At 63.4% G+C, this 26,633-nt stretch carries 24 protein-coding genes; 17 read left to right on the top strand and 7 right to left on the bottom strand.

Annotation, left to right across the window (positions count from 1 at the left end; all coding sequences use genetic code 11):
* Nucleotides 1–21: 21 nt before the first annotated feature.
* From nirB to bamC, 8 genes are all read left to right on the top strand, one after another.
* On the top strand, nt 22–2,514 hold the full coding sequence (nirB, locus tag DFR45_RS08815; RefSeq protein ID WP_114483435.1) for a nitrite reductase large subunit NirB: 2,493 nt from the start codon (nt 22–24) through the stop codon (nt 2,512–2,514).
* Between the two features lie 60 nt (nt 2,515–2,574).
* Nucleotides 2,575–2,979: a nitrite reductase small subunit NirD gene (gene nirD / locus DFR45_RS08810; protein WP_114483338.1), complete on the top strand. Its 405-nt coding sequence runs from the start codon at nt 2,575–2,577 to the stop codon at nt 2,977–2,979.
* Entirely contained in the window at nt 2,976–5,810 is a 2,835-nt protein-coding gene (locus DFR45_RS08805; RefSeq protein ID WP_114483434.1) for a nitrate reductase, read from the top strand. The genes nirD and DFR45_RS08805 overlap by 4 nt, the downstream gene beginning before the upstream one ends.
* A 66-nt stretch (nt 5,811–5,876) precedes the next feature.
* Nucleotides 5,877–6,812 carry a DNA-binding protein YbiB gene (gene ybiB, locus DFR45_RS08800; protein WP_114483337.1) on the top strand — a complete coding sequence of 312 codons (936 nt, stop codon included), beginning with the start codon at nt 5,877–5,879 and terminating at the stop codon, nt 6,810–6,812.
* Nucleotides 6,813–6,850: 38 nt separating this feature from the next.
* A complete protein-coding gene (cobA, locus tag DFR45_RS08795) occupies nt 6,851–7,669 on the top strand; it encodes a uroporphyrinogen-III C-methyltransferase (RefSeq protein WP_114483336.1) in 819 nt (272 codons plus the stop codon).
* A 67-nt stretch (nt 7,670–7,736) separates the two neighbouring features.
* Nucleotides 7,737–8,507, top strand: coding sequence for an SIR2 family NAD-dependent protein deacylase (locus DFR45_RS08790; protein WP_114483335.1), 771 nt, complete (start codon nt 7,737–7,739; stop codon nt 8,505–8,507).
* 116 nt (nt 8,508–8,623) lie between these two features.
* The gene (gene dapA, locus DFR45_RS08785; RefSeq protein WP_114483334.1) at nt 8,624–9,520 is read left to right on the top strand and encodes a 4-hydroxy-tetrahydrodipicolinate synthase; all 897 of its coding nucleotides are present in this window, start codon (nt 8,624–8,626) and stop codon (nt 9,518–9,520) included.
* A 36-nt stretch (nt 9,521–9,556) separates the two neighbouring features.
* Nucleotides 9,557–10,651 carry an outer membrane protein assembly factor BamC gene (bamC, locus tag DFR45_RS08780; RefSeq protein ID WP_114483333.1) on the top strand — a complete coding sequence of 365 codons (1,095 nt, stop codon included), beginning with the start codon at nt 9,557–9,559 and terminating at the stop codon, nt 10,649–10,651.
* A 212-nt stretch (nt 10,652–10,863) separates the two neighbouring features.
* Here bamC and DFR45_RS08775 read toward each other — a convergent pair whose 3' ends face one another.
* The 3 genes from DFR45_RS08775 to DFR45_RS08765 all read right to left on the bottom strand — a co-directional run bounded on the left by DFR45_RS08775 (nt 10,864) and on the right by DFR45_RS08765 (nt 12,976).
* The gene (locus DFR45_RS08775; protein WP_114483332.1) at nt 10,864–11,103 is read right to left on the bottom strand and encodes a hypothetical protein; all 240 of its coding nucleotides are present in this window, start codon (nt 11,101–11,103) and stop codon (nt 10,864–10,866) included.
* A gap of 209 nt (nt 11,104–11,312) precedes the next feature.
* On the bottom strand, nt 11,313–11,837 hold the full coding sequence (locus DFR45_RS08770) for a hypothetical protein (protein WP_114483331.1): 525 nt from the start codon (nt 11,835–11,837) through the stop codon (nt 11,313–11,315).
* Complete coding sequence (locus DFR45_RS08765) at nt 11,834–12,976, bottom strand: cupin domain-containing protein (protein ID WP_114483330.1); 1,143 nt, start codon at nt 12,974–12,976, stop codon at nt 11,834–11,836. The genes DFR45_RS08770 and DFR45_RS08765 overlap by 4 nt, the downstream gene beginning before the upstream one ends.
* 54 nt (nt 12,977–13,030) lie before the next feature.
* Here DFR45_RS08765 and DFR45_RS08760 point away from each other — a divergent pair, with 54 nt between their 5' ends.
* The gene (locus DFR45_RS08760) at nt 13,031–13,528 is read left to right on the top strand and encodes an FKBP-type peptidyl-prolyl cis-trans isomerase (RefSeq protein WP_114483329.1); all 498 of its coding nucleotides are present in this window, start codon (nt 13,031–13,033) and stop codon (nt 13,526–13,528) included.
* Nucleotides 13,529–13,612: 84 nt separating this feature from the next.
* Here the strand turns inward: DFR45_RS08760 and DFR45_RS08755 are convergent, their stop codons facing one another.
* The gene (locus DFR45_RS08755) at nt 13,613–14,197 is read right to left on the bottom strand and encodes a C40 family peptidase (protein WP_114483433.1); all 585 of its coding nucleotides are present in this window, start codon (nt 14,195–14,197) and stop codon (nt 13,613–13,615) included.
* A 499-nt stretch (nt 14,198–14,696) separates the two neighbouring features.
* On the opposite strand from DFR45_RS08755, the gene DFR45_RS08750 reads away from it, so the two are divergent.
* From DFR45_RS08750 to DFR45_RS08720, 7 genes are read left to right on the top strand one after another with little or no spacing between them, the layout of a single operon-like run.
* Nucleotides 14,697–15,446: an ABC transporter ATP-binding protein gene (locus DFR45_RS08750; protein WP_241659403.1), complete on the top strand. Its 750-nt coding sequence runs from the start codon at nt 14,697–14,699 to the stop codon at nt 15,444–15,446.
* The gene (locus tag DFR45_RS08745; RefSeq protein WP_114483327.1) at nt 15,433–17,361 is read left to right on the top strand and encodes an AMP-dependent synthetase/ligase; all 1,929 of its coding nucleotides are present in this window, start codon (nt 15,433–15,435) and stop codon (nt 17,359–17,361) included. The genes DFR45_RS08750 and DFR45_RS08745 overlap by 14 nt, the downstream gene beginning before the upstream one ends.
* A 3-nt stretch (nt 17,362–17,364) precedes the next feature.
* Nucleotides 17,365–18,252 carry a branched-chain amino acid ABC transporter permease gene (locus tag DFR45_RS08740; protein WP_114483326.1) on the top strand — a complete coding sequence of 296 codons (888 nt, stop codon included), beginning with the start codon at nt 17,365–17,367 and terminating at the stop codon, nt 18,250–18,252.
* A 5-nt stretch (nt 18,253–18,257) separates the two neighbouring features.
* On the top strand, nt 18,258–19,331 hold the full coding sequence (locus DFR45_RS08735; RefSeq protein WP_114483325.1) for a branched-chain amino acid ABC transporter permease: 1,074 nt from the start codon (nt 18,258–18,260) through the stop codon (nt 19,329–19,331).
* A 57-nt stretch (nt 19,332–19,388) separates the two neighbouring features.
* The gene (locus tag DFR45_RS08730; protein ID WP_114483432.1) at nt 19,389–20,198 is read left to right on the top strand and encodes an ABC transporter ATP-binding protein; all 810 of its coding nucleotides are present in this window, start codon (nt 19,389–19,391) and stop codon (nt 20,196–20,198) included.
* A gap of 56 nt (nt 20,199–20,254) precedes the next feature.
* Complete coding sequence (locus tag DFR45_RS08725) at nt 20,255–21,505, top strand: ABC transporter substrate-binding protein (protein WP_114483324.1); 1,251 nt, start codon at nt 20,255–20,257, stop codon at nt 21,503–21,505.
* A gap of 42 nt (nt 21,506–21,547) precedes the next feature.
* Entirely contained in the window at nt 21,548–22,798 is a 1,251-nt protein-coding gene (locus tag DFR45_RS08720; RefSeq protein WP_114483323.1) for an ABC transporter substrate-binding protein, read from the top strand.
* A 192-nt stretch (nt 22,799–22,990) separates the two neighbouring features.
* Here the strand turns inward: DFR45_RS08720 and DFR45_RS08715 are convergent, their stop codons facing one another.
* On the bottom strand, nt 22,991–23,731 hold the full coding sequence (locus DFR45_RS08715; protein WP_114483322.1) for an ABC transporter ATP-binding protein: 741 nt from the start codon (nt 23,729–23,731) through the stop codon (nt 22,991–22,993).
* Nucleotides 23,732–23,751: 20 nt separating this feature from the next.
* On the opposite strand from DFR45_RS08715, the gene DFR45_RS08710 reads away from it, so the two are divergent.
* Entirely contained in the window at nt 23,752–24,426 is a 675-nt protein-coding gene (locus DFR45_RS08710) for an arylesterase (RefSeq protein ID WP_114483321.1), read from the top strand.
* Here the strand turns inward: DFR45_RS08710 and DFR45_RS08705 are convergent, their stop codons facing one another.
* Nucleotides 24,427–25,245: a DUF2189 domain-containing protein gene (locus DFR45_RS08705; RefSeq protein ID WP_114483320.1), complete on the bottom strand. Its 819-nt coding sequence runs from the start codon at nt 25,243–25,245 to the stop codon at nt 24,427–24,429. It abuts the gene before it with no gap.
* Nucleotides 25,246–25,349: 104 nt separating this feature from the next.
* Nucleotides 25,350–26,618 (bottom strand): PLP-dependent transferase, encoded by a 1,269-nt coding sequence (locus DFR45_RS08700; protein ID WP_114483319.1) that lies wholly within the window; start codon nt 26,616–26,618, stop codon nt 25,350–25,352.
* Nucleotides 26,619–26,633 lie beyond the last annotated feature (15 nt).

Genomic DNA, 26,633 nt, shown 5'->3' with positions numbered 1-26,633 from the left:
CCCGCGCCCCAGGAGACTGCCATGGACATGCAAATCCCCCCGCAAGCCAAAATGAAGCTCGTGCTCGTCGGCAACGGCATGGCCGGCGTGCGCACGCTCGAAGAGCTGCTCAAGATCGCCCCAGACCTCTACGACATCACCGTCTTCGGCGCCGAGCCGCACCCCAACTACAACCGCATCCTGCTCTCGCCCGTGCTCGCCGGCGAGCAGACGCTGGACGAGATCGTCCTCAACGGCTGGGACTGGTACGCCGAGCACGGCATCACCCTGCACGCCGGCTTCAAGGTAACCGCCGTGGACCGGCTGCGGCGCCTGGTCACCGGCGTCAACGCTGCGGGCGAGGTGCGCAGCGCCAGCTACGACCGCCTGATCCTCGCCACGGGCTCCAACCCGTTTATGCTGCCCATTCCGGGCACCGAGCTGGAGGGCGTGCTCGCCTACCGCGACATTGCCGACACCCAGGCCATGATCGCCGCCGCAGCCCAGTACCGCCACGCCGTGGTCATAGGCGGCGGCCTGCTGGGCCTGGAAGCCGCCAACGGCCTGATGAAACGCGGCATGCAGGTCACCGTGGTGCACGTAGGCGAGTGGCTGATGGAGCGCCAGCTCGACGCCATGGCCGGCAAGCTGCTGCAAAAGTCCTTGCACGAGCGCGGCATGCAGTTCCAGATGAACGCGCAGACGCAGGCGCTGCTGGGCAGCCACGCCCAGGGAACCCAAGGGCGCGTGCGCGCCGTGCGCCTGCAGGACGGCACCGAACTGCCCGCCGACCTGGTGGTGATGGCCGTGGGCATACGCCCGAACACGGCCCTGGCCGAAAGCATGCGCCTGCACGTAAACCGCGGCATCGTGGTCAGCGACACGCTGCAAACCGTGACCGACCCGCGCATCTACGCCGTGGGCGAATGCGCGGCGCACAGGGGCATTGCCTACGGGCTGGTGGCGCCGCTGTTCGAGCAGGGCAAGGTCTGCGCGACGCACCTCGCAGAGTTCGGCATCGGGCGCTACACCGGCTCGCTGACCTCGACCAAACTCAAGGTCACGGGCATAGACCTGTTCAGCGCGGGCGACTTCCAGGGCGGCAAGGATGCCGAGGAAATCATCCTCAGCGACCCCATGGGCGGCGTCTATAAAAAGCTCGTGCTCAAGGACGACAAACTCGTCGGCGCCTGCCTGTACGGCGACACGGTGGACGGCAGCTGGTACTTCAAGCTGCTGCGCGAAGGCCGCAGCGTGCACGACTTGCGCGACCGCCTGATGTTTGGCGAATCGAACATCGGCGACACCGGCCACGAGGGCCACAACAAGGCCGCCGCCATGGCCGACACCGATGAGGTCTGCGGCTGCAACGGCGTGACCAAGGGCACCATCTGCAAGGCCATCAAGGAAAAGGGCCTGTTCACGCTCGATGAGGTGCGCAAGCACACCAAGGCCAGCGCCAGCTGCGGCTCGTGCACCGGGCTGGTGGAGCAGCTGCTGATGTTCACCGCCGGCGGTGACTACTCTGCCACGCCCAGGCTCAAGCCCCTGTGCGGCTGCACCGAGCACGGCCACCAGGCCGTGCGCGACGCCATCCGCACGCACAAGCTGCTTTCCATCCCTGACGTGTTCCGCACCCTTGCCTGGCGCACGCCCAATGGCTGCGCGAGCTGCCGCCCGGCCATCAACTATTACCTCATCAGCACCTGGCCCAAGGAGGCCAAGGACGACCCGCAAAGCCGCTTCATCAACGAGCGCAGCCATGCCAACATCCAGAAAGACGGCACGTACAGCGTGGTGCCGCGCATGTGGGGCGGCGAGACCAGCGCCGCCGAGCTGCGCCGCATCGCCGACGTGGTGGACAAGTACCGCATCCCCACCGTCAAGGTCACGGGCGGGCAGCGCATCGATCTGCTCGGCGTCAAGAAGGAAGACCTGATCCCCGTCTGGCGCGACCTGGGCATGCCCAGCGGCCACGCCTACGCCAAGGCGCTGCGCACTGTGAAAACCTGCGTGGGCAGCGAGTGGTGCCGCATGGGCACGCAGGACAGCACCCAGATGGGCAAGGACCTCGAGCGCGCGCTGTGGCGCATGTACGCACCGCACAAGGTCAAGTTCGCCGTCTCGGGCTGCCCGCGCAACTGCGCGGAAGCGGGCATCAAGGACGTGGGAATCATCGGCGTCGATAGCGGCTGGGAGATGTACGTGGCCGGCAACGGCGGCATCAAGACCGAGGTTGCGCACTTCTTCACCAAGCTCAAGAGCGCCGAAGAGGTGCTCGAATACACCGGCGCCTTCTGCGAGCTGTACCGCCAGGAGGGCTGGTACCTCGAGCGCACCGTGCACTTCGTCGCCCGGGTGGGGCTGGACTACGTCAAGAAACGCATCCTCGACGACGCCGCCGGCCGCCAGGCGCTCTGGGCGCGGCTGCAACACGCCCTTGCCGACGAGCCCGACCCCTGGGCCGCGCTCGAGCAAGCCCAGGTGGACACGCGCCAGTTCGAGCCATTGAATGCAAGCGAAATAGCAGCCTGAGGCACATTCAGCAAGCGTAACAAGCTATCAATTCAATACCAAACCATGCAAGGAAGCGCCATGACCGAATGGATTCCCGTCTGCCGCGTGAGCGACATCCCCGTGCTCGGCGCGCGCCGCGTGGCGCGTGCGCAGGGCCTGGACGTCGCCCTGTTTCGCACCGAGGCCGATCAGGTCTTCGCCCTGCTCGACCGCTGCCCGCACAAGGGCGGCCCCCTGTCGCAAGGCATCGTCTTCGGCACCAGCGTGGCCTGCCCGCTGCACAACTGGACCATCAGCCTGGAGCATGGCCAGGCGGCGGCACCCGACGAAGGCAGCACGCCACGCTTTGCCGTGCAGGTGCTGGGCGACACGGTCTGCCTGCGCGCCGACGAACTGGCCCACCACGCCACCGAACTCAGCCGCCCGTCCGCTGGCCCTGCCGGCCACGCGGCCACGCGCGGCTGCCAGCAGCCATGCCCATGACAGAAACCCGCTCCACCTGCCCGTACTGCGGCGTGGGCTGCGGCGTGCTCATCGCCTCCGAGGGCGGGCAGATCACCGGCGTGCGCGGCGACCCCGAGCATCCGGCCAACTTCGGCCGTCTGTGCACCAAGGGCGCCACGCTGGCCCTCACGGCCGCGCCCCCCATCGCGCGCCAGACCCGCCTGCTGCAGCCGCTGCGGCGCCTGCAGCGGCAGGGCCCGGCGCAGGCGCTCGGCTGGGACGCAGCCCTGCAATGGGCCTGCGACCGCATTGCCCACATCCTGCACCTGCACGGCCCCGAAGCCGTGGGCTTTTACCTGAGCGGCCAGCTGCTCACTGAGGACTACTACGTTTTCAACAAGCTCGCCAAGGGCCTGATAGGCACACCGCACCTCGACAGCAACTCGCGCCTGTGCATGAGCAGCGCCGTCGCGGGCTACAAGGCCACGCTGGGCGCCGACGCGCCACCCGCCTGTTACGACGACGTGCAGCACGCGCGCTGCCTGTTCATCGCGGGCAGCAACACCGCCTACGCGCACCCCATCCTGTTTCGGCGCATCGAAGACGCCAAGCGCGCGCAGCCCGCACTGAAGATCATCGTCGTCGATCCGCGCCGCACCGACACGGCCGAAATCGCCGACCTGCACCTGCGCATAGAGCCCGGCACCGACGTCATGCTCCTGCACGGCATGCTGCACCTGATGCTGCGCGAAGGCTGGACGGACACGCGCTTCATCGCCGCCCACACGCACGGCTTCGAAGGCTTGCAAACCCTGGTGCGCGACTACCCGCCGCAGCTCGTGGCCCAGGTCTGCGGCATCAGCGTGGACGATCTGACCCTGGCCGCGCGCTGGTTTGCCGGCATCGAACCCGGCGAGTCGCGCCAGCCCACGCTAAGCCTCTACTGCCAGGGTCTGAACCAGAGCAGCAGCGGCACCGCCAAAAACACCGCGCTCATCAACCTGCACCTGGCCACGGGCCAGATCGGCCGCCCTGGCGCCGGACCGTTCTCGCTCACCGGCCAGCCCAACGCCATGGGCGGACGCGAGGTGGGTGCCCTCGCCCATCTGCTGCCCGGCCACCGCGAGCTCGCCAACCCGACGCACCGCGCCGACATCGCCGCGCTCTGGGGCGTTCCAGACCTTCCGCAAGCCCCGGGCAAAACCGCCGTCGAAATGTTCCAGGCCGCGGCCGATGGAGAAATCAAGGCGCTGTGGATCGCCTGCACCAACCCCGCGCAGTCGCTGCCTGACCAGGCCACGGTGCGCCGCGCCTTGCAACGTGCCGAGTTCGTGGTGGTGCAAGAGGCTTTCGCCACCGCCGCCACCTGCGACTTCGCCGACCTGCTGCTGCCCGCCACCACCTGGGGCGAAAAAGAGGGCACCGTGACCAACAGCGAGCGCCGTATCTCGCGCGTGCGCGCCGCCGTGCCGCCGCCGCGCTCCACCGGCTCCACAGACAATGGCCCGCGCCACGACTGGGCCATCGCCGTGGACTTTGCGCACCGCCTCGAAGCCGTATTGCGCCCCGGACAGGCAACGCTCTTTCCCTACCCCCATCCCGAATCGATCTGGAACGAGCACCGCGCCGCCACGCGCGGACGCGACCTGGACATCACCGGGCTGAGCTACGCCGCGCTCGAACTCGCCCCCGCCCAATGGCCCTGCCCCGCGGGCGCGACCTCGGGCACGGCGCGGCTGTACGCGGACGGCATCTTTCCCACCGCCGACGGGCGTGCCCGCTTCGACGCGCAGCCCTACCAGCCCGTGGCCGAACCGCGCGATGCACGCTACCCGCTGGCCCTGACCACGGGGCGCCTGCGTGACCAGTGGCATGGCATGACGCGCACGGGCACGCTGGGCCGGCTGTTCGGCCATGTTCCCGAGCCCGCGCTGGAACTGCACCCCCAGGACCTCGCGCGCCACGGCCTGCAACCGGGCGATCTGGTGCACGTGGCCAGCCGCCGCGGCAGCCTCATCGCCCCCGTGCAGCCCAGCGACGCCCTGGCACCTGGCCAGGCCTTCATGGCCATGCACTGGGGCGCGGAGTTTCTTGGCGGCAGCGGCAACAGTAGCGGCAGCGGCAGCAATGCAAGCCCGGGCAGCGGCGTGAATGGCCTCACCGGCGCGGCGCTGTGCCCCCGCTCCAAACAGCCCGAGTTCAAGCACAGCGCCGTGCGCATCACCAAAGCCGCATTGCCTTGGTCACTGCTCGCCATGGCCTGGCTGCCCGAGGACGAAGTGCTTACCACCCACGCGGCGCTGCGCACGCTGATGCCGCAGTTCGCTTTTGCGGCCTGCGTCCCTTTCGGGCGCGAGCGCAGCGGGGTGTTGCTGCGCGCCGCCGCCCCTGCAGCCCCGCCCGACGCCGTGCTGACCCAGATCGAACAACTGCTCGGGCTTGCCGATGCACACGCGCTGCACTATGCCGACCGCAAGACCGGCCAGCGCCGCACCATGCGCCTCGCCGCGTCGGGCGCCGACCTGCTGCTGCAAGCCTTCGTGCTGGCGGGCGACACCCGCGCCGAAACCTGGCTGCGCCCGCTGCTGCAGGACGCCCTGCCCGCCCAGCCCTACGGCCGCCTGCTGCTGGCCCCCGGCGCCCAGGCACCCATCACCCTGGCCGCCGCCAGCCCCCAGGTCTGCACCTGCTTCAACGTGCGCGAAGACGCCATCCTGTCCTGCCTCGCCAGCTGCCACGGCAGCGAGGAAGGACGGCTGGCAGCCTTGCAGCAGCAACTGCAATGCGGCACCAATTGCGGCTCCTGCATCCCACAATTGCGCCGCCTGGTGCGCCGCAGCCTGCCCAGCGCCGCCGCTGCAGCGGCATGACACAAAGCCCTGTAGGCATATTCCTATATAACCATTTTTCATCAGCACCCCGCAACAATACACACCATGGGTATCAGTCAGTACCTCAAAGAAATCGGCCGCGGCGTGCGGGGCGCGCGCGCCTTGACGCGCGAGCAGGCCGCGGACTTGTTCGCGCAGGTGCTGGACGGCAGCGTCAGCGACCTGGAGATCGGCGCGTTCTGCCTGGCCATGCGCATCAAAGGCGAAACCGCCGCCGAAATGGCCGGCTTTCTCGATGCCACCGAGGCGCGGCTCAACGCCTTCCCGGCCAGCGATCGCCCTCTGGTGGTGCTCCCCAGCTACAACGGCGCGCGCAAACTGCCGGTGCTCACGCCCTTGCTGGCGCTGCTGCTGGCACGTGAAGGGCTGCCCGTACTGCTGCACGGCATGCGCACCGAGGCGCGCCGGGTTACGGCACAAGAAGTGCTCCTTGCGCTCGACATACCTGCGCTGGAAGCTCCCGAAAAATTAGCAAACGGCACGCTCGCCCACATCTCCACGGCCCAGCTGCAACCGGGCCTTGCGCGCCTGCTCGCGGTGCGCGAGGTCGTCGGCCTGCGCAACCCCGGCCACAGCGTCGCCAAGCTCATCGCGCCCAGCACGGGCCCGACCCTGCTGGTCGGCAGCTACACCCACCCCGAATACCTCGAGGTGCTGTGCGGCACCTGCGCACTGCGCGGCATGAACGCCCTGCTCTCGCGCGGCCTGGAGGGCGAAGTCTGCGCCGACCCGCGCCGCGCGCCGCGCTACGACGCCTTCGTGCATGGCCAGCACCTGCCTGTGCAAGCGCAGCAGCCCGGCACCGCGCCCGAAGTGCCGGGCCTGCCCAGCAGCATAGACGCGGCCAGCACCGCGCACTACACACGCGCCGTGCTGGCCGGCGCACTGCCCACCCCGCCAGCCCTGGCCCAGCAGGTGGAATACATCGTGCAGTTGAGCCGCAAAGTAGCCTCAAACACCAGCGCTGCCCGCACCGCCTGAAAAGCCCCCGCCACCGAACCCGCATCAAGGACCCTGCCATGACCGAAAACATCGCCTCCTCGGCCCACCCGCATCCTGGCAGCTGCACCCTGGTCGGCGCCGGCCCGGGCGACCCGGAGCTGCTCACGCTCAAGGCGCTCAAGGCCATCGAAGCCGCCACATTGCTGCTCGTCGATGACCTGGTGAGCGACGCCATCCTCGCCTACGCCGCACCCAGCGCGCGCATCGTGCACGTGGGCAAGCGCGGCGGCTGCAAGAGCACGCCGCAGGCCTTCATCGAAAAGCTCATGCTCCAGGCCGCGCGCGCCGGCGAAACCGTGGTGCGTCTCAAGGGCGGCGACCCGTTCATCTTCGGCCGCGGCGGCGAAGAAGTCGAGCGCCTGCGCGCCGCGGGCGTGCCGGTCACGGTGGTCAACGGCATCACGGCCGGGCTTGCGGGCATGACCGCGCTGGGCGCGCCGCTCACGCACCGCGAACACGCGCACGGCGTGCTCTTCATCACCGGCCACGCCCAGCCCGGCGCGCCGGGGGTGGACTGGCCCCTGCTCGCGCACACCGCACACGCGGCGCGCCTCACGCTGGTGATCTACATGGGCATGCGCCACGCCGCAGAGATCGCGCAGGGCCTGCTCGCCGGCCTGCCCGCGCACACGCCCGTGGCCGTGATCGAACACGCCAGCCTGCCCACGCAGCGCCACGCCACCGCCACCCTGGCCACGCTGCCGGCCGCCATCACCGCGCAGGGCCTGGCCAGCCCCGCGGTGATCGTGGTCGGCGACGTGGTGCGCGGGATTGCCGCGGCGGGGCAAAATCGGCAAGATATAGCGCATCTTGGGCCCATGGCCATGGCCGGTTGAGCGTCTTTCCGGCCCGTTTCGGTCATCGGCCTTTTTGCCCGCCTCTTCTCTCCATAGGCCCATTGCCATGACCGCATCCCCTGACTCCAGCCCCGACTTTGCGCAAGTGCGCGCCTGGCTGCAGGCCGCGCAGCACGTTGCCGTGCTGACCGGCGCCGGCATGAGCGCTGAATCGGGCATCCCCACGTTCCGCGACGCGCAGACCGGCCTGTGGGCGCGCTTCAACCCCGCCGAACTCGCCACCGAAGAAGGCTTTCGTGCCCAGCCCGAGCTCGTCTGGAACTGGTACGCCGAGCGCCGCGCCACCATGGCCCAGGTTGAGCCCAACGCCGGCCACTACGCCATCGCCGCCTACCAGCAGCGCCACCCGGGGCGCCTCACCGTGATCACGCAAAACGTCGATGGCCTGCACCAGAAAGCCGGCAGCACCGACGCCTTGGCGTTGCACGGCAACATCTTTCAAGACCGCTGGCTCGACCTGTGCTTTCATGCGCGCCACAGCGGCCGGGTCTGTGCGCCCGACCGCGCGCAGGCCGACAGTCCGCCGCGCTGCCCCGACTGCGGCAACCTGCTGCGCCCCGACGTCGTGTGGTTCGGCGAGATGCTGCCGCCGGCCACGCTGCACGCCGCCGAGCAGGCCGCACAGCGCTGCACCTTGATGCTCGTGGTCGGCACCTCGGGCGAGGTCTATCCGGCCGCCGGGCTCGCGCACCAGGCGCGCCAGGCTGGCGCCAAAGTGGTCGTCGTCAACCCGCACGACAGCGATCTCGATGGCGTCGCTCATATCGTGCTGCGCGGCACCGCGGCGCAGACGCTACCGGCCTTGCTCTGCGATTGAGCGCGCAACCCGGGCGCCGCATGTCCGCTGCCGGCTTCGGACGCGCGCAAGGAACTGCACGCCTCCCTCAGGGCTCATATCGTTAGAATGCTCTATTCCTGATTCCACTTGCGGACATGACCTCCTCTCGCGTCACCCTCACCGGCAGCATCGTCGCCCTCGTCACCCCCATGCACGAGGACGGCAGCGTGGACTATCCCACCCTGCGCAAACTCATCGACTGGCACATCGCGCAAGGCACCGACTGCATCAGCGTGGTCGGCACCACGGGCGAATCGCCCACCGTGAACGTCGAAGAGCACTGCGAAATCATCCGCGTCGCGGTCGAGCAGGCCGCCCAGCGCATGCCCATCATGGCCGGCTGCGGCGCCAACTCCACCGCCGAAGCGATCGAGCTCGCGCGCTTCGCCAAAAATGTCGGCGCCGACAGCCAGCTGCAGGTCGTGCCCTACTACAACAAGCCCACGCAGGAAGGCCAATACCGGCACTTCAAGGCCATCGCCGAAGCCGTGGGCGACCTGCCCATCATCCTCTACAACGTGCCCGGCCGCACCGTGGCGGACATGCAGCACGACACCGTGCTGCGCCTCGCGCAGGTACCCGGCATCATCGGCATCAAGGAAGCCACCGGCAACATCGAACGCGCACAGTGGCTGATCCGCGAGCTGCCACAAGGCTTTGGCGTGTATTCGGGTGACGACCCGACCGCCGTCGCACTCATGCTCTGCGGCGGCCATGGCAACATCAGCGTCACGGCCAACGTCGCGCCGCGCCTGATGCGCGAACTCTGCGCCGCCGCACTCGCCGGCGACGTGCGCCGCGCCATGGAAATCCAGTTCCGCCTGCTGCCCGTGCACAAGCAATTGTTCGTCGAAGCCAACCCCATCCCGGTCAAATGGGCCATGGCACGCATGGGCCTGTGCGGCCCCACGCTGCGCCTGCCCATGACGCCGCTGCAGCCCGCCTACGAAGCCCAGGTCGAGGCGGCCTTGCGCGCGAGCGGCTTGCTGTAAGCATCTCCCCATCCAAGACTCTCCGAGGATTTTCGCGTGAACCCTACTGCACGATGGGGCCTGCTGGGCCTCGCTTTCGCCGTGTCCGCCTGCTCCGTGTTGGAGAGCGACAAAGTGGACTACAAAAGCGCCACCAAAGCGCCCACGCTCGAAGTACCACCCGACCTGACCCAACTCTCGCAAGACAGCCGCTACACCGTGCCGGGTGGGGCCGTCTCTGCCGCAGCCTTCGAAGCCGGCAAGGCGACGAGCAAATCCGAGGCGCAATCCAAGACCGCCATAGCGCAAATCGCCGACGTCCGCATAGAGCGCGACGGTGACCGCCGCTGGCTCGTCGTCGATAGGCCCGCCGACAAGCTCTGGGAGCCCGTGCGCGAATTCTGGCAAGAAAACGGCTTCAACCTCGTGATAGAGCAACCCGAACTCGGCATCATGGAAACCGACTGGGCCGAAAACCGCGCCAAGATTCCCCAGGACTTCATTCGCTCCACGATTGGCAAGGTGTTCGACTCGCTCTACTCCACGGGCGAGCGTGACAAATTCCGCACCCGCTTCGAACGCACGCCCACGGGGGGCACCGAAATCTACATCACCCACCGCGGCATGGAAGAGGTCTATGCAAGCTCGACCAAAGACTCAACCGTCTGGCAGCCACGCAAACCCGACCCCGAACTCGAAGCCGAATTTTTGCGTCGCCTGATGGTCAAGCTCGGCGTCAGCCAGGAACAAGCCAAAGCCGTTGCCGCCGCCCCCGAACTGAAAGCCCCCGCAGCGCAATTGGCCAACGTCAATGGAACGCCCATCGTGCGCCTCAACGAAGGCTTCGATCGCGCATGGCGCCGGGTTGGATTGGCGCTCGACCGCACCGGCTTCACGGTCGAAGACCGCAACCGCAACGAAGGGCTGTATTTCGTGCGCTACGTCGCGCCCAACCCCGACAAGAAGGAGCCCGGCTTTTTCGGCAAGATCTTTGGCAGCTCGGACGCTGCACCACCGCTCAAGTACCGCATCCGCGTGCATGCCGAAAACGAAGGCAATACCACCGTCTCCGTGTTGAACGAAACCGGCGCCCCAGAAACCTCGGCCAATGCCGAGCGCATCCTCAAAGTGCTCGTGGAAGATCTGCGCTGATTTGCCATCCACAGTGCACCACCGCGCCCCCCTGAGCCGTTTTCGATAGGGCGGCGTGCCAACACCCACCCGCACGATTTTCCGCTCGCCACTCGCGGGCAGGCACAAAAAAACCCGCTTCACGTTCGTGCAGCGGGTTTTTTGTGGCCACCGACTGGATGGCCACTGGGTTGCCCGTGTATTACCCCGGGCAACCCTCTCTGAGGCTTGACTTACTTGGCAGCGGATGCGTCGGCAGCAGGTGCAGCAGCCGATGCGTCGGCAGCAGGCGCTGCAGCGGATGCGTCGGCAGCAGGTGCAGCAGCCGATGCATCAGCAGCGGGCGCTGCAGCCGGAGCAGGAGCTTCTGCGGGAGCAGGAGCGGGAGCCGGCGCAGGGGCTTCTTCCTTCTTGCCGCAAGCGGCGAGGGCGGCAGCAGCGATCAAGGTAGCCAGGACGAGAGAGTTTTTCATTGCAGTTTTCCTAGTTGACAGATGAAACGGAAACACCATCGCGACAGATTCCTCTAGCCATCTACGCGCTGGCAGGATGCACTTGGAAGTTCATCGATGCACAAAAGTGGATTATAGGGAGATTCGTCAATACCCACTAACACTGAGATGCACTGAAAAATGAACACTGTTGCATCCAAGCACTACCCAGGTGCATGTCAACAGCAACGTCACAACCCCAATGTGGTTGACGGAAAACCCGGCGCGCTCTTGTTGCGCACCCACTCTTCGAGCAGCTCATGCACGGCCACGAGGCGCTCTGGCGCCGTGCTCATCACCCCGGCGCAGCGCACCACGTCGAGCCGCTGCAGCACCCAGCCCGGCGACCACCACACGCTGGGAATCTCTAGTGGATCGGCGCCGGCGCTGCGCCTGCAGGTGATGATGTGCTCCCAGGTAGCACGCCAGCGCACGAAACGCGCGTGCCGCCGGATCACCTCGTCGTAAGTGCAGGCGAGCATGGTGAATCGCCTGCCGCTACCCGCCCAGGCCTGCAGTGCATCGATGACGGCGCGCTCCCCCAAGGGCCAGTCGTGGAAATTGGCATCGCTGACGATGATTTCCTTCCAGCCGGCTTGCGCAGCCATGGCAAAAGCAGCGCGCAACTGCTCCACGAAAACCTCGCGCCCGGCAAAGCGACCTGTGGGCAATTCAGCCGGGCCGCCTTCTTGCGGTATCGAGACGACGTCCGTCATAAGAGCGACTCCTCATCGCTGCAAACATGCGCCCAGCCAGCCTCGCACCACGACGTCAGAAGTTCCAGCGCCTCTGCGCTGGCGCGCGCCAATTCGTGCGCCTGCAGCCGGCGCATGTCGGCCAGGCGGCGCATCAAGGCGGCATCACGCCCCGCGGCCAGATAGCTCTCACCGTTGATGAACACGTGCTGCGCATCGTAGAGCATGCGTGTGCGGCGGTCGAGCACGATGCCGCCTTGCAGCAACCCGCTGGCGGTGGGCTCGAACCACACACTGGGCTTGGGCTCGCTCAGATATTCTCCCAGCGCACGCTCCAGTATCCAGGGCTGTGCCAGCGCGCGCGTCACCGCATCACGCGCAAATTGCTGGAGTTCTTCCGGCATGGCGGCAGGATTGGCAACCGCTTGCTGCCCGGCATCGCGATAGCGGTGTTCCGGTGCCTCTTGCTCAGCCACGCTTTCCGCAACCCGCAACAGCAGTTCCTGCGCGAGCTCCCGGCGCTCCGGGGCGCGAAAGCCGATCGAATACGTCATACACTCGCCCTCGGCCACGCCGTCGTGGGCATAACGCGGTGGCAAATAGAGCATGTCGCCGGCTTCGAGCACGAATTCTTCTTCTGGTTCGAAGTGCGCCAGCACCTTCAAGGGAATGTCTTCGCGCAAGCGCAGGTCTTTCTGGCGCCCGATACGCCAACGGCGCCGCCCATGGGCTTGCAGCAAAAATACATCGTAGCTGTCGAAATGCGGCCCGACGCCACCGCCATCGGTGGCGTAGCTGATCATCAAGTCGTCGAGCCGCGCATCGGGCACGAAGCGAAACTGCTGCATCAATGCGTGCACCCGCTCGTCATGCAAGTCCACTCCCTGCACCAGCAAGGTCCAGCGAGGCTGCGCCAGCGGCGGCAGTGCACGGCGCGCAAACGGGCCATGGCGTAACTGCCAGGTGTCGCCCCTCTGTTGCACCAACCTTGACTCTACGTCATCCCTGCGTGCCAAGGCAAAAAGCTCGGCACGCCGCACCGGCGGAGTAAACCGGGCTATCGCCCCGCGCACCAGCAAAGGTTTTCGCTGCCAGTGCCGACGCATGAACTGCGCCGGGCTGAGACCGCCCAACAGCGTGACCGGTTGTTGAATATCCATGAAAATAGCCCCATCTGAACGAGCCAAAACGGCTCACGAAACGGCAATTCTCTTATGGAAATCACCCCTCAGTGCGTAGTCGCACTCACATGGAACTTGCAAGACACCTTGGGCGAAGTCCTCGACGTACTCGACGAGCCGGTGGAGTTTCTCGTGGGTGGCAACGATTTGCTGCCACGCATAGAGCAGGCGCTCCAAGGCCATGCCGCGGGCTCCAAGCTCTCGCTACACCTCGAACCCGAAGATGCCTTTGGCGATTTCGACGAAAAACGACTGTTTCTCGAACCACGGGCATTGTTCCCAGCCGAAATCGAAGAAGGAATGTGCTTCGAAGGCAGCGCCTTGCCGCGCTCTTGCAGCCAAGACATCCCGCGCGAGGGGCTCTACACCATCGCGCAACTCTACCCAGAACATGTGGTACTCGACGGCAACCATCCCTTGGCAGGGATGGCATTACGCCTGCAACTCAAGGTTCATGCCGTGCGTGAAGCCACGGAAGAAGAAGTCGGCAGAGGAACGGCAGGTACCGGTTTTTTTCGCGTCCAGACATAAGAGCCTATTTCAGTAACAGCGAAAGATGGCGGCAAGCGCAGCCATCCCAACCGCCACCCCGACAAGGTGTTTGCGGTTGCTTTCTTACTGCTGCGCCGTCGCTGCCGCTGGAGTCACTACCCTGCGCGCGCCGTCGAAGCGGCGCTGCCAATACGCCATGTGCATGTCTTCCACGCGCACCTCGGCGCCGCTGCGCGGTGAGTGGATGAACTTGCCGTCGCCCACGTAAATCCCGACATGGCTGAATGCGCGGCGCATGGTGTTGAAAAACACCAGGTCGCCCGGCTGCAAGTCTTTCTTGTCTATGACCTGGGTATTGGCCGCCTGCTGATTGGCGCTACGCGGCAACACCAGGCCCACGGTCTGCTGGTATATGGCGCGCACGAAACCGCTGCAATCAAATCCTGTCTCGGCGCTGCTGCCACCACGGCGATAAGGCACGCCGATAAAGCCCATGGCATTGACCACCAGCTCGGAGGCTCTGTCTGCCACCGACTGTGCTTTCTCGGCCACTGAGGCGCGCACCTCGTTCCACTGCCCCAGCAAACCCTTGTCGGCCAATACCTTTTCGGCCAACAACCGATCCATCTCATCCGCCGAGCCGTTGACGGGCGCTGCCTGTGCACCTACAGCACAAGCGACGAGTAAAAAGCATAGGTATTTGCGCATGGGGGCGAAGGTTACCACGATCAACCTCCCTGCCACGAGCCCGCGTACGCGCGAAAAGTCCAAAGTCTGGCGGTCAACGCTCCTTGCGAACACGCAGGGAAAACCCTCGAGGACTGCAAAAAAGTGAGCTTGACTAGGGCAAACCCCAGGCAGCCTAACAAGCGTTAGCCTCTACCATCGCGCCTTGCTTTTGCAAGGCCCACCTCTGTTTCGACAGGTTGCTAGCAGCCTGTCGGACTTTGGAATCGTCGGCTGCGAATGTGCCGCAGCGGCCCATTTTTTACCGTCTTCTTGCCCCATAGTCCCGCTATGGGGCGGCGAATCCGGCAAAAACTGGCCTCGCTGGGGCCCATTCTCGCTTTCGACGCCCAAAGTCCAACAGGCTGCTAGGGCCATGGGTGGGCCATCGCTCGGTTTTTCAACTTTCCTATCAAAAAGCGGAATCCCCTACATGCATGCTGAACAGCAGACAGCGACTCCCGTCCTCGAATGTCGAGACGTGGAGCGTCGCTTCGGTGGACTGGTTGCCCTCACGGGGGTCAACCTGCGCATCGAACGCGGTGAGATTTTCGGTTTGGTCGGCCCCAATGGCAGCGGCAAAACGACCATGACCAATGCCATCACGGGATTTTTCCCGCCCCAGGTCGGGAGCATCTGGCTCAACGGCCGGGAAATCACCGGCATGCCGCCACACAAAATCGCGGCGCTGGGCGTGGCGCGCACATTCCAGAATCTGGCGCTCTTCAACGGCATGAGTGTGCTCGACAACATCATGCTCGGGCGCCACATCCACATGAAGCCCGGCGTCGTGAAGACCGCTCTTTACTGGTGGCTGAGCCGCAACGAGGAAGTCGCGCACCGCCGCAAAGTCGAAGAAATCATCGACTTTATGCAATTGCAAAGCGTGCGCGACGAGCTCGTGGACAGCATCCCCATCGGCCTCAAAAAGCGCGTCGAGTTGGCGCGCGCGTTGGTGGCAGAGCCAATTTTCCTCGTGCTCGACGAACCCATGGCCGGCATGAACCAGGAGGAAAAAGAATACATGGCCCGTTTCATTCTCGATGCGCGCGATGAACGTGGCGTCACGGTGCTGCTGATCGAGCACCACATGGACGTGATCACCGGCATTTGCGACCGCATGATGGTGTTGAGCTACGGCGAAACGATAGGCACGGGCATTCCGAGCGAAGTCATCAAAGACGAACGCGTCATCCAAGCCTACCTGGGGGGAGCCCATGCAAAGCACTGAAAAGCACTCCTCTACCTGGGATTTGCAGCCCGACACCACGCTGATTCGCATCCTCGCGCGCAATGCCGAAGTGCTCGGCAACCGCGTTGCCATGCGTGAAAAACACCTGGGCATTTGGCAGGAAACCACCTGGGCGCAAATGCTCGAAGCAACGCTGGCCTGCGCTGCGGGCTTGCAAGGCATGGGTTTTGGCAGCGAAGACGCCTTGCTCGTGCTCGGCGACAACCGCCCCAACCTCTACATGGGCATGCTCGCTGCGGGAATGCTCGGCGGTTACGCCATGCCGGCCTACCCTGACGCTACGCCCGACGAGATCCGCCACTTCATCCAAGAAACGCATCTGCGCTTTGCGCTCGCCGAAGACCAGGAGCAGGTGGACAAAGTGCTCGACCTCGGAGAAGCCGGCACGACCATCGAGCACATCGTGTACGACGAGCCGCGCGGCCTGACCCATTACCAGCACCCTGGCCTCCTTTCATGGGAAAAGCTGCAGGCGCAAGGTGCTCAGCGGCTCTCCGCCGAGCCGGATCTGCGCCGGCGCTTGATCGAAAACGCCACGCCGCAGGGCCCGGCAGTCTTCGTCCACTCCTCTGGCACGACGGGCAAGCCCAAAGGTGTGGTGTTGAGCCACCGCAACATCCTCACGGGCGTTGGCAACGCCTTTCGCGGCGGCGCTTTCGACTTTGGCGAAAGCGTGCTCGCCTACTTGCCCATGGCCTGGGTGGGTGACTTTGCCATCACCATGGGTGCCGGGGTGGCACTGCACTTCACGATCAACATCCCCGAACGCCAGGAAACGGTGCTGCACGACCTGCGTGAGGTTGCGCCGTCGTTTTACCTTGCGGCGCCGCGCAGCTGGGACAACATGCTCACGACCATCCAGGTGCGCATGGAAGACTCCACCCCCCTCAAGAAGTGGCTTTATGACGTTTTCATGAACTCGGCGCTGAAAGCCGAACGTCAAAAGCTCGAGGGAAAACCCATAGCCTTGAAGGAAAAGCTGTTGCGCCCCCTCGGAGAGCTGGTCATTTTCGGCCCCATCAAGGACCAGTTCGGACTGACACATCTCAAGCACGCATTCACCGGCGGTGAAGCGATCGGCGAAGACACTTTCGTCTTTTATCGCGCCCTTGGCGTGCAATTGCGCCAGTTCTACGGCCAGACCGAAAACAGCGCTTTCACGGCGCTGCAGGACGCGCAAGAAGTACGCTTGCATACGGTGGGCAAACCTCTGCCAGGCGTCGAGGTCAAAATTGCCGACAACGGCGAAATCATGGTGCGCTCGGGCAGCGTTTTTTCCGGCTATTACAAGCTCGAGAAAGCCACGCAGGAAGCCCTCGAAAACGGCTGGCTCCATACGGGTGATGCCGGCTATTTGGAGCCCGACGGGCACATCGTGGTGCTTGGGCGCTTGTCGGAAGTCGTCTATACCGCCAAGGGCGAGCGCTTCATTCCCAATTACATCGAAAACCGTCTCAAATTCAGCCCCTATATCAAAGACGCTGCGGTGCTCGGTAAAGACCGCGATTCACTGGCGGTCATGGTCTGTATCGACATGGAGGCCGTCGGTCATTGGGCCGAAGTGCGTGGGATTTCGTATATGTCCTATGCCGACCTCTCGCAAAACCCCGAGGTGCTGAAACTAATCGCACAAGCGGTGCAACGCGTCAACGCGATCTTGCCCGACGCGCTCAAACTGCGCCATTTCGTCTCGCTGCACAAAGAATTCGATCCCGACGATGGCGAAGTCACACGCACGCGCAAGTTGCGTCGCAATGTCATCGAACAGCGATATGCGCCCGTCATCGAAGCGATTTACAGCGGCCAGAAGTCCGTCACGATGAAAGCGCAAATCACGTATGAAACCGGAGAGGTCGGCTCCATCGAGCGCGAACTCTCGATACAGGAGGTTTGAGGCATGGATTTTTCACTGTTTGCAGAGCTCGGCGTCAATGGCGCGCTGTCGGGGCTCATGTATTCACTCGTGGCGCTGGGCATCGTGCTCATCTACAAGTCATCTTCGGTACCCAATCTGGCGCAAGGCGCGATGACCATGCTCGGCGCCTACATGGTGTTGGCCATTGCCCATGGCCTCGGCGTTTCGTTGTGGCTGGCGATTCCCTTGGCCATGCTGGTGATGTTTTTCGTGGGCATGGGAATAGAGCGTGTGGCCCTGCGACGCCTTGCCGGGCGGCCCATCATCATGATTTTGATGATGACGCTGGGCATAGACATCTTCACACGCGCGGCCACCATGTCCATCTGGGGCAGCACCGGCGCCCCCATGAACATCGGCATCAGTGACGAGCCACTGTTTCTCGGGCCGCTTCTCATCAATCGCGCCTATGTCGTCGGTGCCATCGTGGCCGTGGCATTGTTTGCCATCTTCTTGTTTTTCTTTCATACCCGACAAGGCATCGTCTTACGCGCGATCTCGGATGACTATATCGCCTCCTGGTCGGTTGGCATTTCGGTGGAGCGGGGCATTGCCTTTTCCTGGGCCATGGCGTCCGTACTTGCCACCACGGCCGGCGTGCTCTGGGGAGCCGTGCAAGGCGTCAATCAAGGGCTTGCGCTGCTCCTGCTCAAAGGGTTGACGGTGGCTGTGCTCGGCGGTCTCGACAGCATAGGCGGGGCGATCCTTGCCGGTTTGTTGCTGGGCTTTCTGGAAGGAGTGGCCTCAGGCTATCTCGATCCGCTGGTGGGCGGCGGAAGCCGTGAACTGGTCGTCGCCGCCACCCTCATTTTGACCATCATGATTCGGCCCCATGGCCTGTTTGGCCGCCACGACATCGAAAGGATTTGACGACCATGATCTTTCGCCAAGCAGGTATTTATCACACGAGTTATGCCCAAGCGCAGAAACTGTACCCACTTCCCGCCGATCGCTGGATGGTAGGAGCATTGCTGGCGCTCGCACTGGCTGCCCCATTCACGTTCAGTTCTTTGACCCTGAACACGCATCTGCTGCCGTGGTTGGTGTGGACAGCCGCCGTCCTGGGCCTGAATTTGGTGCTCGGTTGGGCCGGTCAGTTCCATTTCGGCTACGCCGCCATCATGGGAATGGGAGCCTATGGAGCCATCCACGCCGCACGCAACGGCATACCATGGGAAATCGCCATGATCCTCGGCGGATTGGTGGCTTCGGTCATTGGTGTCGTTTTTGCTTTTGCTGCTTTGCGTGTGAAAGGGCTGTACCTCGCCTTGAGCACCTTGGCCATGCAATTCGTGATGGACTGGGTCATTGCCCACGTACCCGCGATCAGCGGCGGCACACAGGCGACGCTGCAAGCTCCCGAGCTCAAGCTGCTAGGCCAGGCCATCACCTCGGAAGCCGGTTTGTATTACGTAGCGCTGGGCTGGTGCGTTTTGGTCACCATTTTCATGCTCAATCTGCGGCGTACGGGCTTGGGCCGGGCCCTGGTGGCCGTGCGCGAAAAAGACTACGCCGCAGCCGTGATCGGGGTGCACAGTTTTTATTACAAGCTCGTGGCCTTTGCGACGTCCTCGTTCATCGGCGGGCTCAGTGGGGCTCTGCTGGTCTTTACTTTTTATCGTGCTGCGACGCCAGAACAGTTTGCTTTCAACATCTCCATCGAACTGCTCGCAATGGTCATTGTCGGCGGCTTGGGCAGCATCATTGGCAGCTTTTTCGGGGCGGCTTTCATTTTGCTGATGCCAGGTTTCATGAATGGCCTGATCAATGGCTTGGCAAAAATCGCCGGGATTTCACTGAGTGTGGAAACTCTGGCCCATATCCCCAATGCAGTTTATGGTGCTCTCATCATCATCTTTTTGCTCGTGGAGCCCATGGGACTTGGCAAGCTGTATGCCAACGTGCGCAACTATCTGATGGTTTGGCCGTTCGGCTACGTGCGCAAATAAACCGAAAGAATACCCATGCAAATCACGTCCAGCGTATCGATCAGCGTCACCGCGGGTATGCAGATGCAATCTCCGCCGCCCATACTCGAACTCAACAATGTCGAAGTCATTTATGACAGCGTTTCGCTCGCCATCAAAGGCGTTTCTCTAGAGGTGCCCCAAGGGGGAATGGTCGCCTTGCTTGGCGCCAATGGGGCCGGCAAAAGCACTACGCTCAAATCCATCAGCGGTCTGCTGCGCCCCGAACGTGGGAAGGTCTCCCGCGGCGAAGTACGCTTCATGGGCCAAAACATCGACGCGCTGGCTCCCCAAGAGCGCGTCAAACTCGGCATCGTGCATGTACTCGAAGGGCGGCGCGTATTCGAACATCTCACGCCCGATGAAAACCTCATCGCGGCTTCGGCCGTGCGCGGCAACCGCCAGGACATGCTGCGCAATAAGGATATGGTGTACTCATACTTCAAGCGCCTTTATCAGCGTCGCACGGCTCAATCGGGCTATCTGTCGGGCGGCGAACAACAAATGCTCGCGATCGGCCGCGCTTTGATGACCCAACCCAAACTGCTGATGCTCGACGAGCCCAGCCTCGGACTGGCTCCGTTTCTTGTCGCGGAAATTTTTGAAATCGTGCAACGCATCAACAAACAAGAGGGGCTTTCGGTATTGCTCGTCGAACAAAATGCCGTGGCCGCCCTCGAAGTGGTTTCACACGGTTATTTGATCGAAAACGGGCGTATCGTGATGCACGACAGCGCCGAAGCCATGAAGAAAAATCCAGATATCCAGGAATTTTACCTTGGCGGTGCCGAAGGTCGAAATTTCCATGAAATCAAGCACTACCGTCGCCGCAAACGCTGGCTCACTTGATCCACGCATTTTCCCTTCCTTCTTCTCTCACTTCATTCACTGTAAGGAGTATTGCCATGAAACTCAAGTGTCTTTCAGTTGCTGCTGGCCTGGTGTTGGCCTTTTCAGGTATGCAGGCTGCACAGGCGGCCCCGGACTCCATCAAATTCGCCGGCTGTTACGATTTGACGAAATCTTATGGCTTCGTTTCCCCACAAATCGCCCAGGCCGCGCGCGATTACGTCAAACTCTTGAACCTCCACGGCGGCATCGAGGGCCATCCCGTCGAAATGCTGATCCAAGACCATGGCAACGAACCGCAGCGCGGCATCGAATGCTATGAAAAAATGAAACGTGAAGGGGCCATCACATTTGAATTTTTTTCAACCCCCGTTTCTCGGGCCATGGTGCCACGCGCTATGGCGGATGGCAATGTCATGATCCAGCCCTATGCTGGCCGGGGTGATGCCGTCGATGGTGAGGTTTTTACCTGGATTTTCCCCATGGGCCCGACCTATTGGGGTCAAGTTGCCAACGACATTCAATACATCAAAAATCAATCCAAAGGAAACCTCAAAGGGATAAAAATAGCTTTCATTTATCCAGACTATCCTTTCGGGCAAGAGCCTATCGGGGTTTTGAAAACCCTCGCGGCACGCGAAGGTTTCGAATTGATGCTGGCTCCGCACCCCATGCCGGGGAATGATCAGGCTGCCGCATGGACCCAAATTCGCCGCTTCAATCCCGATTGGATTCTCGGCTGGAATCTCTCGAACATGCATGTGGTGGCATCACGTGAAATGAAACGCAACGGCATCCCTATCAGCAAATACATTTCCGTCAATTGGTTCAACGAAGTGGACATCAACAACATCGGCCCGGAAAATGCCAAAGGCATCAAACGCGGAACCAATGTTGTCGGCGGCCAGGATCACCCTTTGATCCAACAAATCATCAAAGAATTGTATGACAAAGGCCAGGGCAGCGGCGAGCGTAAAAACATGAACGATGTATATTACAACTCAGGTTTGGCGAGTTATGTCATAGTCGCCGAAGGTGCGCGCTTGGCGATCAAGCAGTACGGCTGGCCTTTGACCCCCGAAAAAATGAAAAAAGGACTCGAGAGCATCAAAAATTTTGATGCCGGTGGGTTTATTGCGCCCATTACCATTACCGCCAAAGACCATGGCGGCGGTGGCAAAACGCGCGTCGATATGTGGGATGGAGCAAAATGGATTCCCCAAACGGATTGGATAGCAGCATACACCGACGTCATTCAGGAAATCGTAAAAAAAGAATCTGCCGAATTTGCCAAGAATAAAAAATAACGAGCCAGCACAGGTTCATCCCTATATCATTAAGGAGACACCATGAAACGTATTTTGATCAAATATTTGGTCGCGACGGGACTTGGATTGGCGGCGTCCGGCATGGCGCACGCCCAACAGGAGCCGATCAAATTGGCTCTATGCTATGACCTCACGAAAGCCTATGGATTCGTCACGCCGCAATTCGCCCAGGCTGCACGTGATTACGCCAAGATCGTGAACCAGAAAGGGGGCATCGAAGGCCATCCCGTCGAGATTTTGGTGCAAGACCATGGCAACGAGCCCCAGCGCGGCATCGAGTGCTATGAAAAAATGAAGCGTGAAGGTGCGATTACCTATGACTTCATGTCCACGCCGGTTTCACGCGCCTTGATACCGCGCATGATGGACGATAAACGGGTGATGATCCAGGCCATCACTGGCCGTGGAGATGCAATCAACGGCGAGGTCTTCAAATGGATTTTTGCGCTCGGCCCCACCTATTGGGGACAGGTGGCCAACGACATTCAATACATCAAAGACCAGGCCAAAGGAAACATCAAGGGCAAACGGATAGCTTACGTTTATCCGGATTACCCTTTTGGCCAAGAGCCGATCGGCGTATTGAAGACCCTGGCCGAAAAAGAAGGCTTTGAATTGTTTCTTGCCCCTCACCCCCTTCCCGGGAATGACCAAGCTGCCGTCTGGACGCAAATACGCCGCTTCAATCCGGACTGGGTGATCAGTTGGAACCTCTCCAACATGCACGTGGTCGCCGCGCGTGAGATGAAGCGCAATGGAATTCCGATTGACAAATATATTTCCGTCAATTGGTTCAACGAAGTCGACATCAACAACATCGGCCCGGATAATGCCAAAGGCATCAAACGCGGTACCAATGTCGTTGGTGGGCAGGATCATCCTTTGATACAGCAAATCATCAAGGATCTCTACGACAAAAACCAAGGCTCCGGCGACCGCAAGCATCTCAATGATATTTATTACAATACGGGACTTGCAATATATACCATCGTTTTTGAAGGGGCGCGCCTCGCTGTCAAGCAAGGCGGCTGGCCACTGACACCCGAAAAAATGAAAAAAGGCCTCGAAAGCATCAAAAATTTCGATGCCGGAGGCTTGATGGCGCCGATCACCGTTACAGCGAAAGACCATGGCGGCGGTGGCAAAACGCGCGTCGACATGTGGGATGGCAAGAAGTGGGTTTCGCAAACCGACTGGATCGCCGCCTATCAGGACGTAATCCAACAGATCGTCGAAAAAGAATCCGCGGAATTCGCGAAAACCCTCAAATGAGTGCCGGCCGCAGGGCGAGACTTCGCCCTGCGCGCGGGCTGCGTTCACGCGCGCGTGCCGAAAGTCCCCTGCAGGATGAGCCGCGCCCAATAACGGCTCATTGTCTGGACTTGCGCAAACAAGGATGTAGCGAGGTGTTTTCCCATGGAATGAGTGCCTGCCTCACCCCGATTTGCGTAAGCCGTGATTCTGTCACTCGTTCTCACCCACATCCTCCACCACCTGCCCGGCTTCGAGCGTGATGCGCCGGCGGCACTGCGCGGCGATGCGCGCGTCGTGCGTCACGAGCACCAGCGTGGTGCCTTGCTCGCGGTTGAGCTCGAACATCAGCTGCATGACTTTTTCGCCGGTGGCGAAGTCCAGGCTGCCCGTGGGCTCGTCGGCCAGCAGCACCGCGGGCTGCACGACGAAAGCCCGCGCGAGCGCCACGCGCTGCTGCTCGCCGCCGCTGAGCAGCTTGGGGTAGTGGCGCAGGCGCTGCGCCAGCCCCACGCGCGCGAGCATCTCGGTCGCGCGCCGGCGTGCATCGCGCTGCCCGGCGAGCTCCAGCGGCAGCATCACGTTTTCGAGCGCCGTGAGGTGCGCGAGCAGCTGAAAGCTCTGGAACACGAAGCCCACTTTTTGCGCGCGCAGTGCGGCGCGTGCGTCCTCATCGCGCGCAAACAGGTCTTGACCGGCCAGGCGCACGGTGCCGCGCGTGGGTGTGTCCAGCCCTGCTATCAACGCCAGCAGCGTGCTCTTGCCCGAGCCCGAGGCGCCCACGATGGCCGCCGTCTCGCGCGGCGCGAGGCGAAAGTCCACATCCCGCAAAATGTCGAGCGTGCCGCTCGAATCCGTCACCGACTTGCTCAGATGCTCCACGGCCACCATGGGCTCTGCACTGGGGCTGGCAGCTTGGGGTGATGGCGGCGAAAAAGGCGCGGCTTGGGTCATGAAGTCATGAAAGGTTGGGAATGAGGATTCGCACTGTGCATCGACGTGACTTTATCCTGCACGCGGGCGCTGCTGCGGCTGCGGGGCTTTTCGTCGTGTCCACGCAGGCGCGCCAGGCGCCCAAAGCGCCGGCACGCGCACCCGTGATCCTGGTGCTCGGCGATTCGCTGAGCGCCGAATACGGCCTGCCGCGCGGCAGTGGCTGGGTGGCGCTGCTTGAACAAAAACTGGCGCAGGAAAAAATCGCCGCCACCGTGGTCAACGCGAGCATCAGCGGCGAGACCACTTCGGGCGGGCGCGCGCGCCTGCCGGCGCTGCTCGCACAGCACCGACCCAGCGTGGTGGTGATAGAGCTCGGCGGCAACGATGCGCTGCGCGGGCTGGCCCTTGCGCACACCGAGGACAACCTCGTGGCCATGGTGCAGGCTGCGCAGCAGGCCGGCGCGAAGGTGCTGCTCGTGGGCATGCAGGTGCCGCCCAACTACGGTGCCGCCTACACGCAGCAATTCGCCGCGTTGTTTCCCAAAGTGGCGCGCGCGCACAAGACGGCGCTCGTGCCCTTTTTGCTCGCGGGCGTGGCCGACGGGCCCGACCCCACGGCCTGGTTCCAGCCCGACCGCATCCACCCGAACGCGCAGGCCCAGCCGCGCCTGCTGGCCAACGTCTGGCCAGAACTCGTCAAGCTGCTGCGCTGATCAGGCAGCGCCCGTAGCCGTGGGTGCAGTTGTAGGCGCCACCGCGGCGCGGTAGGCGTGCCAGCTTGCATGGCCCAGCACCGGCCCCACGAGCAGCAGGCCCGCGCCCCAGATCCACAGCGAGGCCAGGACGAGCGCCGTGATCAAAGCGCCCCACAGCAGCATCACGCCGGGGTTTGCTGCAACCACGCGCATACTCGTGATGCAGGCCGTGAGCGCGTCGGTGTCGCGATCCAGGATCATCGGAATGGACACCACCGTGCACGAAAACACCAGCGCCGCGAACGCGCCGCCCACCACGGTATAGACCGCGACGAATTCCCAGTTGCGCGGGTTGAACACGGCCTCGAACACACCGCTCGACGAGGGCATGCCGGTGTCGAAAAACACCGCAAACACCACGAGCGAGGCGCGCCCCCAGAGCAGTTCGAGCACGATCAGCACGAGCACCAACATGCCCATGCTGCCCATGTGGCTGTCCCAGCAGGTGATCGACTGCCCCAGGTCGGGCGCGAGACCCGCTTCGCGCCGCCGGCTCGTGTCGTAGAGGCCCATGGCAAGAAACGGCCCGACCAGCAGGCAGCCGCTCGCGAGCGACATGGTGTATTCGGGCTGGTTGCGAAACACCCAGCCGAGCAACAGCGCCATGCACCAGAAACAAATGCCATAAAACAGCGCAATGCCGGGCGCAGCGCGCACGTCCTGCAAGCCCTTGAGCAGCCAGCGCAGCGGGTCGGCCCAGCGCAAGGGCTGCAGCGTGATGGCGTGTGTGGGCTCGGCGGCTGGGGTGAGGTCGGAGGTGGCGGGGGATTCGTTCATCGGAGCCTCCTGCAATAGAGATGCTCCAAAGTAAGACGTTCGCCGCCGCTACGCCATCATGGAAAACCCTTGTTTTAGATCAAACACCAGAACACGATGGTCGGCTATAGCGGCGGCAGCGCCTGTGTCAGAGCTTGCTGCAAGTCGCGCTGCAAATCTGCCACCGCTTCGAGTCCGACGGAAAACCTCACCAAATGGCCGGTGCGCAGCTGCGGCGCCGGGCGGCTGCGCATGGCAGCGAGCTCATAGGGCACGACCAGGCTGATCGGCCCGCCCCAGCTGTAGCCGATTTTGAACAGGCGCAGCGCATCGCAGAAGGCATCGACCTGCTCGGCGCGGTAGCGCGCGTCGAAAATGATGCTAAAAAGCCCCGCAGCCAAGCCTGGATCAGCGCTTGTAGCTACTTCCTTCGTAGCATCCTGCGCCGCCCCGCTGGCGCCAGCGCAGAGCGCGCGCCAATGTTCGTGCCCTGGCGCGCCTGGCAGCGCCGGGTGCAGCACCTGCACCACCTGGCTTTGCTGCGCGAGCCAGCGCGCGAGCGTGCGTGCCGCCACGTCGTGCGCGCGGTAGCGCAGCGCCAGGCTGGGCAGCGCGCGCAGCACGGCCTCGGCGTCGTTCGCGCCCACGCCCAGCCCCAGGTGCATGTGCGTGCGCTGCAGCCGCTGGTGCAGCGCCGCGTCGCGCGTGACGATGCTGCCCATGAGCACGTCGCCGCCGCCGCTCGGGTACTTGGTCAGCGCGTGGATGGAGATGTCCGCGCCCAGGCTGCCGCCGTCGCGCAGCAAGTCAAACGGCGCAAAGGCCAGGCCCGCGCCCCAGGTGTTGTCGAGCGCGCAGCACACGCCGTGCGCGCGGCAGATGCGTACCAGCGCAGGCAGGTCAGGGAACTCCATGCTCACCGAGCCCGGCGCTTCGAGCCACGCCAGGCGCGTGGCCGGCGTGATCTGCGCGGCAAGGTCGGCAGCGTCCAGCGGGTCGTACAGCCGGTGGCCCACGCCCAGGCGCGCGAGCTCGCCGCGCGCAAACTCCTTGTTCGGGCCGTAGGCGTTGTCGGGGATCAGCACCTCGTCGCCCGGCTGCAACAGCGCCAGGCCCACAGTGCTGATGGCCGCAAGGCCGCTGGGCACGAGCAGGCAGTGCAAGCCGCCTTCGAGCGTGCACAGGCGCTCTTCGAGCGTGAAGGTGGTGGGCGTGCCGTGCAGGCCATAGGTGTAGCCGCTCTTGTCCTTCCACTCGCGCGAGCGCAGCGCGGCCACGTTCGGGAAGATCACCGTCGAGGCCTTGAACACGCCCGGCTGCGGCGCGGCAAAGCCCGGCGGCGGCGTGTAAGGGTGGTGGATGAGGCGCGTCGTCAGGTCTTGGCTGTCTTGCATGGCGGGGATGGTAGC

It is taken from the genome of Extensimonas vulgaris (genome assembly GCF_003337425.1).
GTDB classification, from domain to species: Bacteria; Pseudomonadota; Gammaproteobacteria; order Burkholderiales; family Burkholderiaceae_C; genus Extensimonas; species Extensimonas vulgaris.
Note: the sequence above shows the minus strand (reverse complement) of the source record. Positions and strands in the feature narration are given on the sequence as shown.

What these genes read in the sequence shown, in the direction of transcription:
- nirB (WP_114483435.1), top strand. Translation starts at nt 22, where the DNA reads ATGGACATGCAAATCCCCCCGCAAGCCAAAATGAAGCTCGTGCTCGTC.
- nirD (WP_114483338.1), top strand. Translation starts at nt 2,575, where the DNA reads ATGACCGAATGGATTCCCGTCTGCCGCGTGAGCGACATCCCCGTGCTC.
- DFR45_RS08805 (WP_114483434.1), top strand. Translation starts at nt 2,976, where the DNA reads ATGACAGAAACCCGCTCCACCTGCCCGTACTGCGGCGTGGGCTGCGGC.
- ybiB (WP_114483337.1), top strand. Translation starts at nt 5,877, where the DNA reads ATGGGTATCAGTCAGTACCTCAAAGAAATCGGCCGCGGCGTGCGGGGC.
- cobA (WP_114483336.1), top strand. Translation starts at nt 6,851, where the DNA reads ATGACCGAAAACATCGCCTCCTCGGCCCACCCGCATCCTGGCAGCTGC.
- DFR45_RS08790 (WP_114483335.1), top strand. Translation starts at nt 7,737, where the DNA reads ATGACCGCATCCCCTGACTCCAGCCCCGACTTTGCGCAAGTGCGCGCC.
- dapA (WP_114483334.1), top strand. Translation starts at nt 8,624, where the DNA reads ATGACCTCCTCTCGCGTCACCCTCACCGGCAGCATCGTCGCCCTCGTC.
- DFR45_RS08775 (WP_114483332.1), bottom strand. Translation starts at nt 11,103, where the DNA reads ATGAAAAACTCTCTCGTCCTGGCTACCTTGATCGCTGCTGCCGCCCTC.
- DFR45_RS08770 (WP_114483331.1), bottom strand. Translation starts at nt 11,837, where the DNA reads ATGACGGACGTCGTCTCGATACCGCAAGAAGGCGGCCCGGCTGAATTG.
- DFR45_RS08765 (WP_114483330.1), bottom strand. Translation starts at nt 12,976, where the DNA reads ATGGATATTCAACAACCGGTCACGCTGTTGGGCGGTCTCAGCCCGGCG.
- DFR45_RS08760 (WP_114483329.1), top strand. Translation starts at nt 13,031, where the DNA reads ATGGAAATCACCCCTCAGTGCGTAGTCGCACTCACATGGAACTTGCAA.
- DFR45_RS08755 (WP_114483433.1), bottom strand. Translation starts at nt 14,197, where the DNA reads ATGCGCAAATACCTATGCTTTTTACTCGTCGCTTGTGCTGTAGGTGCA.
- DFR45_RS08745 (WP_114483327.1), top strand. Translation starts at nt 15,433, where the DNA reads ATGCAAAGCACTGAAAAGCACTCCTCTACCTGGGATTTGCAGCCCGAC.
- DFR45_RS08740 (WP_114483326.1), top strand. Translation starts at nt 17,365, where the DNA reads ATGGATTTTTCACTGTTTGCAGAGCTCGGCGTCAATGGCGCGCTGTCG.
- DFR45_RS08735 (WP_114483325.1), top strand. Translation starts at nt 18,258, where the DNA reads ATGATCTTTCGCCAAGCAGGTATTTATCACACGAGTTATGCCCAAGCG.
- DFR45_RS08730 (WP_114483432.1), top strand. Translation starts at nt 19,389, where the DNA reads ATGCAGATGCAATCTCCGCCGCCCATACTCGAACTCAACAATGTCGAA.
- DFR45_RS08725 (WP_114483324.1), top strand. Translation starts at nt 20,255, where the DNA reads ATGAAACTCAAGTGTCTTTCAGTTGCTGCTGGCCTGGTGTTGGCCTTT.
- DFR45_RS08720 (WP_114483323.1), top strand. Translation starts at nt 21,548, where the DNA reads ATGAAACGTATTTTGATCAAATATTTGGTCGCGACGGGACTTGGATTG.
- DFR45_RS08715 (WP_114483322.1), bottom strand. Translation starts at nt 23,731, where the DNA reads ATGACCCAAGCCGCGCCTTTTTCGCCGCCATCACCCCAAGCTGCCAGC.
- DFR45_RS08710 (WP_114483321.1), top strand. Translation starts at nt 23,752, where the DNA reads ATGAGGATTCGCACTGTGCATCGACGTGACTTTATCCTGCACGCGGGC.
- DFR45_RS08705 (WP_114483320.1), bottom strand. Translation starts at nt 25,245, where the DNA reads ATGAACGAATCCCCCGCCACCTCCGACCTCACCCCAGCCGCCGAGCCC.
- DFR45_RS08700 (WP_114483319.1), bottom strand. Translation starts at nt 26,618, where the DNA reads ATGCAAGACAGCCAAGACCTGACGACGCGCCTCATCCACCACCCTTAC.